This is a genomic window from uncultured Azohydromonas sp., assembly GCF_937926365.1.
GTDB lineage: Bacteria > Pseudomonadota > Gammaproteobacteria > Burkholderiales > Burkholderiaceae_C > Azohydromonas.
The window spans coordinates 99,984-114,275 of sequence record NZ_CALAOH010000226.1 but is presented as its reverse complement, the minus strand read 5'-3'; the positions used below and the strand labels follow the sequence as shown (position 1 = coordinate 114,275).

The window sequence follows — 14,292 nt, the reverse complement described above, 5'->3', positions numbered from 1 at the left end:
CGTCAGGCCTCCGCCGGCAAGTTGGACGTCCGGCTGAAGTCCCACATCAGCACCGTCAGGCCGAGAGCCTTCAGTGCGGCGATGTAGTCGGCTTCCAGTTCCTCGGGTCGCTGGGGCCGGCACCCGGTCGGCAAAGGCACCGGCTCGCCCGGTGCGCAATCAAGGGTCACGGGCGCCAGCAGGCCGGCGCTGTCGTAGGCCAGCAGCACCGATCCAGTCAGCTTGTGTATGCAGGCCTGCTCCAGGCGGTCCAGTCGGGTGTGCAGCCGCCCCACGGTCACACCTCGTCCATGAGCTTTACCAGCGTCCGCAGCACTTCAAGCGCGGGCACGTGGCACTCAGGCGCGGCGGCCAGGAGCGCGCAGTCCTCCTCGGTCAGCGTGCCGGCGTCCCCGCGCTGTAGCAGCTCACGCAATGGGGCGTCTCGGTCACCGTCGATGGTGATGGGGCCGCGCGGCACAGCGTTGAGGATGTAGCGCACGGCAACCTGAAAGCGGTCGCGGCGCTCATGATCCGCGGGGGCAGGCAACGCGGCCTCCAGGCGGTCCAGGCGGCGCAGCAGTCCTGATGTCATGCCCATGCCTCCCTTATGCATCCGCCAGTGCCCGCGCCCAGCCAAGCTGTGCGCGCAATCTGGCCGTCTCCGGGTCATCCGGTGCCTCCGGCGTTTCGGCCGTGAAGGCGTCCACGCGAGCGCGGAACTCGCTGTCCGGCAGCGCCATCCACTCTTCAACCTCGGCAGCGGTCGGCTCACGCTCCAGGCATTCGCGCAGGATGGCGGTCATCAGTTCGGCGTCGGTCATGTCGTGCAGCGAGCGAGCAGAGCCGATGCGCTGCTCCAACTTCTCCAGGCGCGTGCGCAACGTCATGGTTTGGACCTTCCTTCCAAGGCTTCAATGCGCCGTGCCAGCTCATCCGTTTCGGCCAGCTTGGCCAGCGTGCCCAGCGCACCAAGCAGCGCAGCGCCTTGGGTCGGCGCGAGCTCGCCGCCGGCCACGGCCTGCAACACCGCGCGCCCCTGCTCGGTCAGCGTGCCTTCGGCCGGCAGCGGCACAAGCGCGGCCTGCTCGATGGCTTTGACTGGCGGCAGCACCCGCTCCAGCAGCAGCCGGGCCGCGCTCACGTCGCCAGCCTTTGCCGCCGTGGTCAGCTTCTCCACGATCTCCGGCACGTGCTTCGCGATGTCGGCGCGCAGCTTTGCCACCTGGCCAGCCCCTGGCTTACGTCCGGTGGGGTTGCCGGACTCGCCCGGTTTCCACCGCCCGGTGCGCTTCAGGTCAGTCACCTTGTTTTCTCCTTGCTGGAACAGGCGCCGGCAGCGCCGCTTAGCCCCCGGCGGTGCCGTTGATGGCGTTCAGGTCGTAGGCGGCCCAGTCGTTGCCAGTCACCTTCGGCTGCGCCGGCGCGGCGCCGGTAGCGTTGGCGGCGTCGATGTGCCCGTTGAGGGAATAGCTGGCCCAGGCCTCGCGCTCCTGGCGCTTCTTGGCCTCGGCAGCGTTGGCGATCTGGGCCTGCTCGATCCCTTGCAGGTCGCGCAGCGAGAAGGCCTTGAGGTGCTCCACGTTGACAGGGACGGCGCTGTTTGCAGCCAGCTTCATGGCCAGGGCGTCGCGCTCGGCCTGCTCAGCGATCCCGTCCAGGGATGCCGTGTTCTGCACGGGCGTGGATGCGCTCTGCTGCTCGCGCTTGATGAACGTCTTCAGATCGGTGAGACGCTGCGTGCCCAGCTTCTTCAGCACGTCGACGCTGGCTCCTTGCACCAGGGTGCGCACGTCGCTGACCAGGCGCAGCAGCGCGCCCTCGTCGGCCGCGGGTTGATCGTTGGTGGTAAGCATGGAATCTCCTTGAACGGCGAGGCGGACGGGCAGCCTCTTGTGGGTGGTCAGGCGGCCGGCGCTTCGAGCAGCCTCATGGAGAGGTCGCCGGCCTTGCCACGCACGTCCTCAGTGCCGAAGTGCGTCCTGTGCGCACGCCAGTACGCGGCCATCTGTGCGGCCAGCGCTTCGGTGTATGCGTCCTGGGCAATTCGGAATGCCAGCTCGGTGACGTCGGCCTGCGCCATGTGCACGTCGCGCAGCGCCTTGGCCTCGCGCTCCTGGACGGCCTTCAACGCGGCACGCGCGGCCTCCAGTTCGCCCATGGCTTCGGTCTTGGCCAGTTCCAGGGTGGCGACCCGGTCGCGGCTCGCCGCCTGCACCTGGGAGACGTCGCCTCGTGCCTTCACAGCCGCCAGGAGCTGCGCCGCAGCGCCAGCCTTGGCCGCCTCGAAGGCGTGCTCCTCCTCCTGGATGAGGCCGTCCAGCGTGGCCACGGTCCCCTCGGCGGTCTTCACCTGCTCGGCCGCGCTCTGCACCAGCTGCTTGACCTTGGTCAGCGCTTCCTGCGCCTGCGCCACGCGCTGCTCGCCGGTGAGCATCCGGGAGAGACTGTCAATCTCCTTGTGCAACGCGGTCGCCTGTCGCTGCATGCTCTCGGCCTCGTTCCGGCGCGCCCTCATCGTGATGGCGGCTTGACTCACTTGGTCTTCGTTGCGGGTGCCAACGATCATTCCGCGCCGGCCATCTTCGAGCAGGCGCTGGTGAGCCTCCTGTGCTGCGTCCGCGCGCTCGCGGGCGGCAGTGACGTCCAGCTTCGCCAGCTGCGCCTGCAGATCCTTCAGCTTGGTCTGCAGATCCTTGACGCTCATCGCCATGGGGTTCTCCGTTGGTTGCGTTGGTACCAGTGTCCCCAGGTCGCTTGCCATCTCAGGCCCCGCGATGACAGAGCCGCGCGGGCCAGTGCTCAGCGCTGCGTCAATGACTCGGTAAGCGGTGCGCCAGTTGATGCCGCGCGACACCAGGCGGTCCCTGATCTGCCAGCGCGGTGCTCGCTGCTGCAGCAGGTGCACGGCCAAGCGCCGGGCCGCCTGGCGCTCGAGCTCGGCCAGCGCGGCGCGCCCACCTAGCGCTTCCAGAATGCGGCGGGCCTCGCCCTCGCCGGCAAGGCTCAGCAGCCGGTCGACGGCCTCAGGCATGGAGGCAAGAACGGCAGGCGTCATGCTGCGGCGCCCACCAGCGGCTCGCGCTTGAAATTGAACTGCTTGGCCGCTGCGCTGGGGCGCGGCACGATCTGCTTTGCTCGGCGGATGCGCTCCTTCTCCGCGCGCTCTGCCGTCCACCGGTCGCCCGGGTAAGCGAGCCCGGACACGCGCACGCGGTCACCGGCGCGGGCCACGATGTTGACGGCCCGGCGCGGCGGCGCGCTGGCACTAGCAGCGGATCCCGTAGAGCTACCGGGCACGCAGTACCGATGCAGGCGCACCGGAGCTGATGCCACGCTGTACCCAAGTTCAAACACGCTGCGCGGCGAGTTCGTCTCAGGCGGAGGCAGGGCGCCGGCCTTAGTCCGCACGCGGTGCACCGGCTCCTCGTCGTCGTGGTCGCCGCGGTGCCGCGTTGCCAGCGGCAGCAGATCAGCAAGGATTTCCAGCAGGCGCTCGTCCTGCGCCGGGTCTTTGAACGCTTCCACCACACCCTCCCTGAACCCTTTTTGATGGGTCGGTTGATGGGTGTAATTTTCCGGAGGCGCGTTTTCGCTCTATTCGTGGCGGAGTCAATCTCCGCCATGAACCAATCGCCAAAGAAGTGAGGCGGTTGCTGGCGGTCTCAGGTTTTCTCAGGTTCTCCGGCCGGTCGCTGGATCGCGCAACCGTCCACGCAAGTAGATCCCCAGCGCGCGGCGCCAGATCCGCCACCAGGTGCACCAGCCCCCCCAGCCGTTGAAGTCCGGGTGTGCGGCGGCCTCCCGCAGTCCGCGCGGCGTCATCTCCCAGCGAGTCCGAGTTACGCTCGGCCAACCTCGCAGACGCACCCAGCCGCGCGCGCGTAGTAACTCCAGCCCCAGATGCATTGCGGTGTCGTATTGCTGGAGCACGCGCATCACCAGCAGCGGCGCCGGGCTGGCCTCGGCCATCAGTCGCAGCGCGCGCAGTTCGTCGCTCGTCAACGGCCCCGTGTGCTGATCAGGGAAGGGCGCCGCCGTCACGGCGCACCGCCTGCCAACCATGCGCCATCCCCGGGGAAACGTGGAAATGAGTCCTTCAATCACGGCTGCGACTCCAAGTTCGACTCCTGGTTGGCCTGCGGCTCTGGCTCAGAACCGGCCCATTCGTGTCCTCGCCCCATCCATTCGTGCCCATTCGTGCCACTCGTGCCCAACGTCTTACGTGGGCATGAGTGGGCAGGAATGGCGTTCGATGGGCAGGAATGGGAACTATCCTTGGCGTCCTCACACCCATCATCAGACGGCAACGCCAAGCCGGGCGGCAGCTTCCAGTAGCTGCGCAACTCCTTCCCGAATCCGCTTCGCTTGACGATGACGCCCAGTCGCTCGCGCGCCTTGCGGATCACCTTGTCGGTGAAGCCCTCGCGCTTCATGGCCTCCACGGCGGCCTGCATCGGCACCATGTCGCCCGCCAGGATGCGCACCAGCGCGGCGGCGGCATCGTCCGAAGTTGCGCGCGGTTCGCCCGTGTCCTCGGGTTCCGCCAGTAGCTCGCGCGCGCTGCCCTCCACAGCCTCGCCCCAGGTCACGCGGGAAGCGTGGATACCAGGGACTGGCTCGCACTGCTCCAAGCTGTAGGCGAACCCGCCTTCATCCGGGCCAATATTGGACTTGGAGCGCGCCAGGATGCGGCGGTCCTCGCCATCCTCACCCTTCGCCTTGGCGGCCACGAGCACCACCCGCGCCACCGCTGTGAAGGCGATGGAGCCAACGACGCGAGAAGCCGGGTCTTGCCCCTGTCCGCCTTTGCTGAAGTGCGTGATGCCCAGAAGCGCAGCGCCCATGCTGGCGGCCATGTCCACCAGCGGCTGCAGCGCCCGGCGTACCTCGGTGTTCTTATGGCTGTCGCCCGTGACAGCACTCACCACCGGGTCAACGATGATGAGGCGGACATCACCAATGCTTGCGGCCTGGACTTGGAGCGCGGCCATGTCACGGGCCGGGTCGAAGGGCTCTACACGGCCACCGATGCGAGCCCCAGTGACGAAGAAAACGCGCGAGCGGTCGGCACCAGCAGCCAGCAGCCGCGGCAGCAAAGTGTCGGCCGGGTCATCCTCGCCGCTCCACACCAGCACGTTGCCCGCCGGGCAGCGCGTGCCGTCTGGCCAGCGTCCGCCCGTGGTGACAGTTGCGGCCAGCGCGAGCGCGATGGTCGTCTTTCCCTGGCCCGGGGCGCCGGCGAGGATGTGCAGCTTCCCCAGCGCCAGCCAGTCAGGCCAAAGCCAGCGCACCGGCTCAGGAACAACGTCTGCAGCGCACTGGAGCACCACGCGCGGCACGGCCTCCTGGGCGCGCGCGGCTGCAGCCGTTTCCAGATCTTCGAACATGCCCGCCGGCTCAGCACCACGAGCCACCGCCGGCAACTGTGCGTCCAGCGTTCCAGCAGCGCGTGCTACTTCTTCTCGATTCATGCGCACGTAAGCACCTCCTGCGCAATCAAATCGATGCGGCCGGCAGCCTGCATCAGCCGCTGGCGGTCTTGATCATTGAGCACCACACCATGCGCCAAGTTGCCGGCGGCCACGGCCACCAGCAGCGCCTCGAAGGCCACCACCTCCAGCGCCGCGCGAGGCGACAGGCCAGCAGGCTTGACTGGCCCGCGGTGCGGCTTGCCGTCGTCCACGTAGGCACCCAGCTCGCGGGCAGCTTCCACAAACTCCAGACCGTGGTGCTGCATGTGGAAGGCCAGCACGTCGCCACCGTGAGCGCCGCAGGCCATGCAGCACCAGCCGCCGGACTCGGTGTTGATGCGCATGCTGTCGCTGCCGTCGTGGAAGTCACAGCGCGTGGTGCGCCACTTCCCGCGGCCGGTGAGCGCTAGGCCTTGCGCCTCGAAGTAGCTTGTCGGCTCGGGAAGCAGATCTTTACGGAACTCACCCATGGCGCCCTCCGAACTGCGCCACATAGGCGTCGAATGTCTCCTGAATGGATGACACGCTGTCGGCGTGGGAAAGCCCTTTCAGGGCGTACTCCTGGGTGGCCTCATGCATCGCCGTCCTCCTCTCTGGTGAAGATGCCGGCGTTCCCATGCAGTGCCTTGAGGGCCTCGGCTTGGCGCTTAGCTTCGGCATAGTCGGCGTACCAGCCATGCACGCGCATGCGCCCATCGCTGTCGTAGTACGCAGCCGCATGCGGAGTTGCCACCGTGCGCTTGGCGTTCCTACGGCGCGCAGCGCCCACCACCAGCGATGCCTGGCGAACTTCCGACACGGGAAGCGTTACGGCTGCGCCGGTAGCGTCCAGCACCTTGAAAGCCTTGGCGTCGATGGCGGCCAACTCGCGCACCAGCGTGCGGCCGTCGTGCAGCACCAGCATTACGTCGTCACCGGGCTGCGGCACGGCCGCAAGCTCAATCACTACCGCCTCACCGGTACGGTAGCGCGGCGGCATAGCGGCGTCCGGCTGCAGCAGCACGGCGCGCAACTCGCGGCGATCCAGTCCAGAGCGGCGGTCGTGACCGCTACGGCGCTCAATGCCGTGGCGGGCGTCTTGGTTCCGGGGGGCGTTCATGCTGCAGCTCCTTTCGCCTTGGCGCGGTCCGCACGGTTGTCCGCGGCGATCTCGCGCATGATGGGCAGCACGTCGCGCATGTCCTCCGGGATCCAGCCTATGTCGTCAGGCAGGCGGTCGGTTTCGCCGCTGATGTAGCGGGCCACCGGTGCGGGCAAGCCGTTGATTTCCTCGCCTCGCACAAGCTTGAAACACGCAATCAGGGTTGCTTCTGCCAGCACGTTCATGCGGCACCACCTTCTTGCCCGACCACCACGCGCAGGGCGCGAGCGAACGACTCAGCTGCATCGGCGGCGGCCATCAGGTTGATGGTGGGTGCCGGTGACAGCGCAACCGGCACGGCGGCTGGCTGCTCCAGCAGTGCCATGGCGATTTGAGCGACGTTCAGCAGTCGCTCGCACTGCCTCTGGGCACGGCGCTGGCACTCCGCACGGTTGCGGCCTTCCTTGACCTCGGGCACCGGCTCACCGGCCAGGCGCACGGCCTCGCGCAGCAGTCCCACCGCGCGGCCATGGTCGCCGTCGGTCAGTGCCTCATATGCACCGTCGAGCAAGCCTGCCTCGCCTTCGTTGGGGCCGAAGAACATTGCTTTGTTGCCGCGCTCGATGGTGGCGCTCTCGCAGGCGTCCAGCAGCAGCCAAGCGGCCAGCTCGGCAGACGATTTCATCGTCGTGGTCGTGCTCATTGGGCACCTCCGTCCACCAGCGCCAGCACCTGTAGCGCAACGATCCAGGAAATGCGACCGCGCACAGCGGCGCGCAGCAGGATCGAGCGCGCTACGCGGCGCAGGTAATGCGGGGGCGGGCAATCGGCGCAGTTTTGAGCCGATTGGGCAGCAGTGTGCGAGGAAGCGAGGGATTGCGCAGGCGTGCGCAGATTGCCGCCAGCGTGGGCGGTCTTCGGGCTTTGGGCCATGGTCCGGGCTCCGTTGTGAGCTTTGGAACCCACCCGCCGCGTGACTAGCGCAACGGGGTGGGGCTGGGGATAGTCACACGGACAACGTCGTGCCGCCGTCCTTACGGATAGGCGCTCCCAGCCCCAAAACCGGACGGAATTCGGGCATGGCAAAGCCGCACTGTCGGGGCGGCTGTCCGCGTTGTCTGAGGTGTGACTAGCACCTGCGGCGAAGTGTAACCGCGCCACGGGCTTACGTTGGTGGGTTTTGGTTTGTTTGGTCAGCACAGGTCGCGCGCTACGATCGGCAGCACTCCACGGCAATGGCGGAGCCGTACTCCGCCATGCTTCTGAGGGAAAAAGGCATCCTCTTGAGGAGCCACCCATCATCTGACCCACCAAAGAGAGAACGGCCATCATGCACGCCCCTTCTTGCTGAGCGACGCGGTACCGGCCAAGCGCTTGCCCCACTCGCCGGCCACCCACTCCACGCCTTTGGGCGTGAAGCGTGCGTCGGTGTAGGCGTGGCCGTTGTCGGCGCTACCGGTCTTGACCACGAACCGGCCGGCGTCCAGGTGCGCCGCCGTCGGCGTGAGCCGACCGGCGAGGCGATACATGACACCCCGCTCCAGCAGCCAGGCCACCAGCTCCCGCTCGTTGGCGCGCAGCGTCTTGGCTACTTGGCGCACGCCCATCGTGCCGGTGCTCTCCACGTACCGGTCAACGAACTCGACGGCCGGGCGCTGCTGCTCCAGCTGCAAGCGCTGCGATTCCTTCTCCTCCTCGGCGGCCACCAGAGCCAGCAGTGCCTCCTTGTAGGTGCGCGGCAGCGCCGGCGCCGCGCTGGCCGCAGGCGCGGCATAGGCCCCTGTCCGGCGGATCGCCGGCAGCACCTCGGACGTGACCCACTTCTTGAAGCGCCGCGCCTCGGGCTTGCGGCTGCCAAGGATCAGGCTGAACAGGCCGGACTCGCTGATGATCGTGAGTTCCTGCATGCCGCCAGGGGTGTGCGTTGAATGCACACCCTTCTCGTCATCGTCCAGACGACGCATCGCGCTGGGGGTGTGGTCGTAGCCAAGCACCGCGCACACGTCGGTCGCGACGAACCATACCTCGCCGTCCTTCACGATCGCGCGCACGGCAGATCGATCGAACGTGAAAGCGGTAGCGGCGCCTTGCGGCACTACTTGGCTCGCCGTACCATGGAAACCTTCACTGAGTCCTTCTCCGAGGCCCTTGGCGCACCACACGCCCGGGGCCTCATCCTTTATGGGCGTGCGTCGCCCTGCCTTTGGGGCCTGCAGTTGCTCTTGCATCTGAGACCTCACGCGTTGACCTGGCTGGCGATGAAGCCGCGGACGTCGCCGACCTTCCAGGCGGTGACGCGCGGACTGAGCTTCACGGGCTTGGGAAATCGGCCTTCGCGGACCCACGCCCACAGGGTGCAGCGGGCGATGGGCAGGACAGGTCCAGCGATTTGTTTATCTCGCAACCACGCGCCATCGGGCAGCGTGTCGAGATTGAGGGGGGCTTGGGAGACGGTGTTAGCAGGCATTGCGCTGTACGAAACGAATCGAGACAGCGCCATTCGACACGCAACAAACCAGCTCTGTAAGCCTCACTGCAGGCAAGGCGGACGGGATGCCGGGATGGAGGACGGTCTGCCGCTACAACCTGCGGTCTGCCGGCAGACCGTAAAGCGTCAACTCTGCTTACGGCTCCACTCCGTGATCCATTCGCGGGCTGTCCGGAACGTCACAGACGCTTTGCCAGAAAGGACTTCAGCCTCTTGATCCTTGCTCTTGAACCGGTCCTTGTTGGCCTTGTGCCAAGCCTCCCAGGTAGCTTTGCGGGCGCGGTTGGGGGCATGTCGTGCATCGGCTCCAGCAATAGCAAGGCGTGATATCGCTTCCTTCATGAACGCCTCTGAATCACCCGACTTTTTATTTGTGTGAATCAGCGCCTCCACTAGGCCAAACACTCTCGCGGCCTCAAGAAGCTGCATAATTTGGTATGTCTCAATCAGGAATTTTCCGTTGCGACAAATTTCCGACGTATATATCAGCGGAATACCGTAGGCCATCGCTAAGGCCTGAAGGCAGAACCTGTCCACATGCGGTGCCGCAGCACACAACTTGGCAAGCAGTTCGTCAGGGACCCCCAAGTGCTCTTGCTTGATGTTGAAGAACACCTCATCAATAGGTGCGTCTGGTCCTAGACCCTTGGTCTGCAACATCTGGGACACAAGCATCGGAGCGCCGTAGCGGTCAAAAGCTTCCCGATGAATACACAGATCGTTGTCAATAAATCTGTCAAATCTTTCCCGGAGAGAATTCCCCAAGTCAAATAACTCGGCTTCTTTTTCTGTTTGTGCGTTCAATGCGATTCCCTTTGCGTCGCCCCTAGAAGAATGCTGCGCCAGCCAAGTAGGGAACCTGGTTTTCCTCCCGTCGAAGTAGGCGCAGCAGAAAATCAGTATCGCATCAGCCCTCGACTGCAGTGGCGACAGCCCGCAGCGGCACCACTTGGCCGGCCTGCTCAACGCGAGCCAGGAAAGCAGCCCAGTCGTCCATCATCCGGCGCCGCTTCTCGAACAGGTCACCGCGGCGATAAGCCGCCTCCACCTTGTTCCCGATGGAGTGCGCCAGCGCCATCTCGGCCACCTCGCGCGGATAGTTGGTGCGCTCGGCCGCCCAGTCGCGGAAGGTGGAGCGCAGGCCGTGCGGCACCGTGTTCTGGCCGTGCTTGTCCTTGAACTGCATGCGGCGCATCACAGCGCTCAGCGTCATATCCGAGAGCATGCCGCCGCGCGGCGCCGGGAACACCAGCGGGTTGTCGGCCATCCGGGGCAGGGCGCGGAGCAGTTCCACCGCAGCAGGCGACAGCGGCACCCGATGCGCCTTGCCGGTCTTCATGCGCTGGGCGCTGTCGCCGCGGGCCTCGCCGGGGATCTCCCACACGGCGCTCTCCAGGTCAATCTCGGACCAGGCGGCAGCGCGCACGTTCTGCGAGCGCACGGCGGTGAGCATCAGGAACTCCAGCGCCCGCGCGCCCATGCCCTCACGCTCGCTGCGCAGCTGGCGCATGAACTCGCCGGCCTCATGAACTTGCACCGCCGGGAAGTTCTCCACCTCGGCGATCTTGCCCGGCGAGGGCAACAGCTTGTCCAGGTGGCCGCGCCAGCGTGCCGGGTTGTCTCCCTGCCGGTAGCCGCGTGCGGTGGCCCAGTCAAGCACCAACTCCATGCGGCTGCGCACCCGACTGGCTGTCTCCGTCTTGGTGTGCCAGATCGGTTCGACCACGCTCAGGACGTGCGCCAGTTGGACATCACGCACCAGCAGCGAGCCCATCACAGGGCTTGCGTACTGCGCCAATGTGTTCTCCCACTGCTGGCGATGCTTGGCGTTCTTCCAGCCCGGAGAGTGTGTCTTGATGTACTTGGCGGCGCACTGGTCGAAGGTCAGCGCAGTGGCTCGCTCGGCCAGGAGCTTCGACCGGGCGGCTCGGGCCTCCTCAATGGGATCAGTGCCGGTCTTCACCTTCGCGCGGGCCGCGCGGGCCGACTCCCGAGCTTCGGCCAGCGTCACGGCCGGGAAGCCGCCCAGCCCCATATCTCGCCGCTTGCCGGCCACCATCATGCGCAGCACCCATGTCCGGCCGCCGGTGGGCAGCACCTGCAGTGCCAGGCCGGGCACACCGCCGACGAAGTGCATTCCGGGGTCGGTCAAGCGAGAGACGGCCAGTTGGCCAAGCGGGGCAATCACCTTGGGCATGTCGAAGAGCCTTTCCAAAGTGCCTGTATAGAACCCATCAACGCACCCATCAAAAAATGATGAATGGCATCATACGAGAGTAGACACTATCAGACAATGGTTTTTGCTAAGTTCGCTCTGTGACTACACTTTTTCAGACAACGCCAACGGTAGCAGACAACATGCTGGCGGACTCCGACTCCGCCAAACAAGCAAAAGACCGAAGGTTCCGCAAGGGCCTTCGGTCTTTTTGCTTTGGGGGTTTGCCCAGTCGCCAGGGGTGACTCGATAGCCGCTGTGAAAGGCCGCGGGAGTTTCGGGTATGGAACGCGGAGCAGGGCGCGGAAACCCCATCAGCCTGGAGCTGCTGCCAAATCGCGTGCCAGCGCCAGGACGGAGCAGGGCGCGCTGCCCTCAGCCTTGTTGTTGATCGTCACGAAAGCCTGGTATCCCGCCGACAGCGTGCCGGTTAGTACACGCACCAGGCCCTGGCGCGTGGGCAGGTCCGGCGCCACCAGTTTGTCGAAAGGCGCCCAGGCGTCCTTGGCGCCGGCATAGCTCTGGCCAGCGTGCAAGTTCCAGCGGCACACCAGGTCACCAGGCCAGGTGGCGCGCAGCATCGGCACCTGTCGCTCGATTGGCGGCATGCGGTCGTGCAGACCCAGGCAATACCGAATACCGAAGGCCTTGAGATGCGCCGCCAGCCACGGTTGCAGCGACTCGGGGTCGCGCAGTTCCAGCGCCAGGCGGCTGTCGGCGGGCAACTCGGGCAGCAACGCCTGCCACAAGCGCTCCAGTTGAGCTTCCAGCCGTACCGGGTCGTGCAGCCACGCGGCAGGCAATGGAGAAAGCTGAAACACCAGCACGCCGAGCTTGTCCTTGAGACCCTCGACAGCCGGCCGCAGGCATTGCTCCAGCGCCACGCCGGGATCCAGGAACAACGGATTGCTGCGCTCTGCACGTCCCCCCGCGTCGCGCCGCACAGCGTCGCTCACCAGCGCCGCCGCCTTGACCACGAAGCGGAAATCCTTCGGTACTTGTCCCGCCAACCCCGCGTAGGCAGCCGCGTCCAGTGGGCGATAGAACGCCCGGTCCAAGCTCACGGTCCGCAACAGCGGATGCGCTGCATAGGCCGGCAGACCTTCGCGCGATAGACGTGCCTCCGGATAGGCCTGTGCCCATACCAGCCCCGACCAGCCGCTGAAGTTCCACGAGGACGTGCCCAGATGCAGCCGGCCACCCCAGCGCTCGCGCAATCGCTGAGCAAGCTCCAACCATTCCGGATTGGGCGGCGCTGGTTGCACCGAGGCCGCGACGGGCGGCACCGGCTCATCGAAGAGCAGGGACTGGAGCGAGGAGGCCGCGTTATTCATGACTCAGCCCAGGATGCGACAGGAACACAAACCCAGGGTAGAAAAGAAGCCTGTGAGCAACTTGATTTAACATAATATGCATTGAGGCGATTTCTTAACACCCGGCGGGCACCCCCTCACCAGCTGTGCCGGCACCGGATACCAGCCATCACCGCCGAGATTGATCTCGATGCCACAGCATGCAGCTCACTGCACCGGTGCCACCGCGGTCCGGCGTCGCGCTGCGGCGGCTTCGATTTCCGACGCCAGGCCATCGCGCCCCATCGAGCGCGCGAAATCGGCAGCCGTCATCCCGCGCTGGTTGCGCACCGTGGCATCGGCACCGCGGCGCAGCAGCAGCCGTGCCCCATCGATCGCACCGTAGCCGGCGGCCATCATCAGCGGCGTGTTGCCGTTGGGGCTCACGGCGTCCACCGGCGCGCCAGCGCGCAGCATCAGCTCCATCGGCTCCAGCTCCGCACTCGATGCTGCGTAATGCACCGGTGCCCAGCCGTCCCGGTGCACGCGTGCACCGCGCTCGATCAGCCGCTGCATCCAGGCCACGTGGCCGCGCAGCGCCGCCATCATCAGCGGCGTCTCGTTGGCAGCGTTGACGGCTTCCAGGTCGAGCTGCGGATGCGTCCACAGCGCCTCCGCAGCCTTCAGCGCGTCTTCCTTGAAAGCCCTCGTCAAGGCCGGCTGGCCAAGCTCGTCTCGGGCATTCGGGTCAAAGCCGCGCTGCAGTAGTGCCGCGACGCTGCGTGCGTCGTCGCGTTCAACCGCCTTGAAGAAATCCTCGTAGCTGCCCGCCCAGACTGGGCTCGCGAGCGCCCAGGCAGCAGCTGCCAGTCCCAGACCACTGACCAGCCGCCGACGGCCCGCCTGCACGCCTGCAGATTGGGCTCTCCAGCCGTCAAGCATCCCGCTCATACCGCCGCTACCTCGAACAGCCGTTCGAAGTTGGCGCTCGTGGCGCGGCCGATGTCCTCGGCGCTGCAGCCCTTGAGCTCGGCCAGCTGCGCCGCGACATGCGGCACGTAGGCCGGCTGGTTCACCTTGCCGCGGTACGGCACCGGCGCCAGGTATGGGCTGTCGGTTTCGATCAGCAGCCGGTCCATGGGCACGAACTTGGCGACGTCTCGCAAATCCGCCGCGTTCTTGAACGTGAGGATGCCGGAGAAGGAAATGTGAAAACCCAGGTCCAGTGCCGCTCGCGCCACGGCCTCGGTTTCGGTGAAGCAGTGGAAGACACCGCCCACCTGCTCGCCGCCCTCCTCGCGCAGGATCGCCAGCGTGTCCTCGCTGGAGCTGCGGGTGTGGATGATCAGCGGTTTACCAGTGGCACGCGCAGCGCGGATGTGCACGCGGAAACGCTCGCGCTGCCACTCCATATCCGCGAGGCTGCGGCCATTGAGCCGGTAGTAATCGAGCCCGGTTTCGCCGATGCCCACCACGCGCGGGCGCGCCGCCCACTCGCACAGCGTGCCCTCGGTGGGCTCCATGACGTCCTCGTTGTCCGGGTGCACACCCACGCTGGCCCAGAAGTTGTCGTAAGCCATGGCTAACGCATGGACGGACTCGAACTCCTCCAGCGTGGTGCAGATGCACAGCGCGCGGTCTACATCCGCAGCGGCCATGGCGGCCCGGATCTCGTCCAGCCGCGCGTGCAGCTCAGGGAAGCTCAAATGGCAATGGGAATCGACGTACATCGCAGTCGGCAGTTGAAATCCGCGGCCGGGGGC

At 66.3% G+C, this 14,292-nt stretch carries 21 protein-coding genes; all 21 read right to left on the bottom strand.

Going from position 1 to position 14,292, the window contains the following annotated elements:
- Positions 1 to 2: 2 nt before the first annotated feature.
- The 21 genes from Q0741_RS25325 to Q0741_RS25225 all read right to left on the bottom strand — a co-directional run bounded on the left by Q0741_RS25325 (position 3) and on the right by Q0741_RS25225 (position 14,259).
- Positions 3 to 275: a hypothetical protein gene (locus Q0741_RS25325; RefSeq protein ID WP_298235972.1), complete on the bottom strand. Its 273-nt coding sequence runs from the start codon at positions 273 to 275 to the stop codon at positions 3 to 5.
- A gap of 2 nt (positions 276 to 277) precedes the next feature.
- A complete protein-coding gene (locus tag Q0741_RS25320) occupies positions 278 to 574 on the bottom strand; it encodes a hypothetical protein (RefSeq protein WP_298235971.1) in 297 nt (98 codons plus the stop codon).
- Between the two features lie 13 nt (positions 575 to 587).
- Complete coding sequence (locus tag Q0741_RS25315) at positions 588 to 869, bottom strand: hypothetical protein (protein ID WP_298235970.1); 282 nt, start codon at positions 867 to 869, stop codon at positions 588 to 590.
- Positions 866 to 1,285, bottom strand: a complete 420-nt coding sequence (locus tag Q0741_RS25310) for a DUF5681 domain-containing protein (protein ID WP_298235969.1) — start codon at positions 1,283 to 1,285, stop codon at positions 866 to 868. Before Q0741_RS25310 ends, Q0741_RS25315 begins: the two co-directional genes overlap by 4 nt.
- A gap of 40 nt (positions 1,286 to 1,325) precedes the next feature.
- Positions 1,326 to 1,835 carry a hypothetical protein gene (locus Q0741_RS25305; protein WP_298235968.1) on the bottom strand — a complete coding sequence of 170 codons (510 nt, stop codon included), beginning with the start codon at positions 1,833 to 1,835 and terminating at the stop codon, positions 1,326 to 1,328.
- Between the two features lie 47 nt (positions 1,836 to 1,882).
- Positions 1,883 to 3,037 (bottom strand): hypothetical protein, encoded by a 1,155-nt coding sequence (locus Q0741_RS25300; protein WP_298235967.1) that lies wholly within the window; start codon positions 3,035 to 3,037, stop codon positions 1,883 to 1,885.
- Positions 3,034 to 3,507: a hypothetical protein gene (locus Q0741_RS25295; RefSeq protein WP_298235966.1), complete on the bottom strand. Its 474-nt coding sequence runs from the start codon at positions 3,505 to 3,507 to the stop codon at positions 3,034 to 3,036. Before Q0741_RS25295 ends, Q0741_RS25300 begins: the two co-directional genes overlap by 4 nt.
- 147 nt (positions 3,508 to 3,654) lie before the next feature.
- Positions 3,655 to 3,984, bottom strand: coding sequence for a hypothetical protein (locus Q0741_RS25290; protein ID WP_298235965.1), 330 nt, complete (start codon positions 3,982 to 3,984; stop codon positions 3,655 to 3,657).
- 98 nt (positions 3,985 to 4,082) lie between these two features.
- Positions 4,083 to 5,369, bottom strand: coding sequence for an AAA family ATPase (locus tag Q0741_RS25285; protein WP_298235964.1), 1,287 nt, complete (start codon positions 5,367 to 5,369; stop codon positions 4,083 to 4,085).
- A gap of 80 nt (positions 5,370 to 5,449) precedes the next feature.
- The gene (locus Q0741_RS25280; RefSeq protein WP_298235963.1) at positions 5,450 to 5,923 is read right to left on the bottom strand and encodes a CHC2 zinc finger domain-containing protein; all 474 of its coding nucleotides are present in this window, start codon (positions 5,921 to 5,923) and stop codon (positions 5,450 to 5,452) included.
- A gap of 101 nt (positions 5,924 to 6,024) precedes the next feature.
- Positions 6,025 to 6,552, bottom strand: coding sequence for a hypothetical protein (locus Q0741_RS25275; RefSeq protein ID WP_298235962.1), 528 nt, complete (start codon positions 6,550 to 6,552; stop codon positions 6,025 to 6,027).
- A complete protein-coding gene (locus tag Q0741_RS25270) occupies positions 6,549 to 6,779 on the bottom strand; it encodes a hypothetical protein (protein WP_298235961.1) in 231 nt (76 codons plus the stop codon). Before Q0741_RS25270 ends, Q0741_RS25275 begins: the two co-directional genes overlap by 4 nt.
- Positions 6,776 to 7,237 carry a hypothetical protein gene (locus tag Q0741_RS25265; protein WP_298235960.1) on the bottom strand — a complete coding sequence of 154 codons (462 nt, stop codon included), beginning with the start codon at positions 7,235 to 7,237 and terminating at the stop codon, positions 6,776 to 6,778. Before Q0741_RS25265 ends, Q0741_RS25270 begins: the two co-directional genes overlap by 4 nt.
- Positions 7,234 to 7,467, bottom strand: coding sequence for a hypothetical protein (locus Q0741_RS25260; protein ID WP_298235959.1), 234 nt, complete (start codon positions 7,465 to 7,467; stop codon positions 7,234 to 7,236). The genes Q0741_RS25265 and Q0741_RS25260 overlap by 4 nt, the downstream gene beginning before the upstream one ends.
- Before the next feature lie 395 nt (positions 7,468 to 7,862).
- A complete protein-coding gene (locus Q0741_RS25255) occupies positions 7,863 to 8,762 on the bottom strand; it encodes a BRO family protein (RefSeq protein WP_298235958.1) in 900 nt (299 codons plus the stop codon).
- An 8-nt stretch (positions 8,763 to 8,770) separates the two neighbouring features.
- Entirely contained in the window at positions 8,771 to 9,034 is a 264-nt protein-coding gene (locus Q0741_RS25250) for an AlpA family transcriptional regulator (protein ID WP_298235957.1), read from the bottom strand.
- Positions 9,035 to 9,148: 114 nt separating this feature from the next.
- Complete coding sequence (locus Q0741_RS25245) at positions 9,149 to 9,826, bottom strand: hypothetical protein (RefSeq protein ID WP_298235956.1); 678 nt, start codon at positions 9,824 to 9,826, stop codon at positions 9,149 to 9,151.
- Between the two features lie 103 nt (positions 9,827 to 9,929).
- Positions 9,930 to 11,174, bottom strand: a complete 1,245-nt coding sequence (locus Q0741_RS25240; protein WP_367184178.1) for a tyrosine-type recombinase/integrase — start codon at positions 11,172 to 11,174, stop codon at positions 9,930 to 9,932.
- 377 nt (positions 11,175 to 11,551) lie between these two features.
- On the bottom strand, positions 11,552 to 12,571 hold the full coding sequence (locus tag Q0741_RS25235; protein ID WP_298235954.1) for a DUF72 domain-containing protein: 1,020 nt from the start codon (positions 12,569 to 12,571) through the stop codon (positions 11,552 to 11,554).
- Between the two features lie 186 nt (positions 12,572 to 12,757).
- Complete coding sequence (locus Q0741_RS25230) at positions 12,758 to 13,471, bottom strand: ankyrin repeat domain-containing protein (RefSeq protein WP_298235953.1); 714 nt, start codon at positions 13,469 to 13,471, stop codon at positions 12,758 to 12,760.
- A 5-nt stretch (positions 13,472 to 13,476) separates the two neighbouring features.
- Positions 13,477 to 14,259, bottom strand: a complete 783-nt coding sequence (locus Q0741_RS25225) for a TatD family hydrolase (protein ID WP_298235952.1) — start codon at positions 14,257 to 14,259, stop codon at positions 13,477 to 13,479.
- Positions 14,260 to 14,292: the final 33 nt, after the last annotated feature.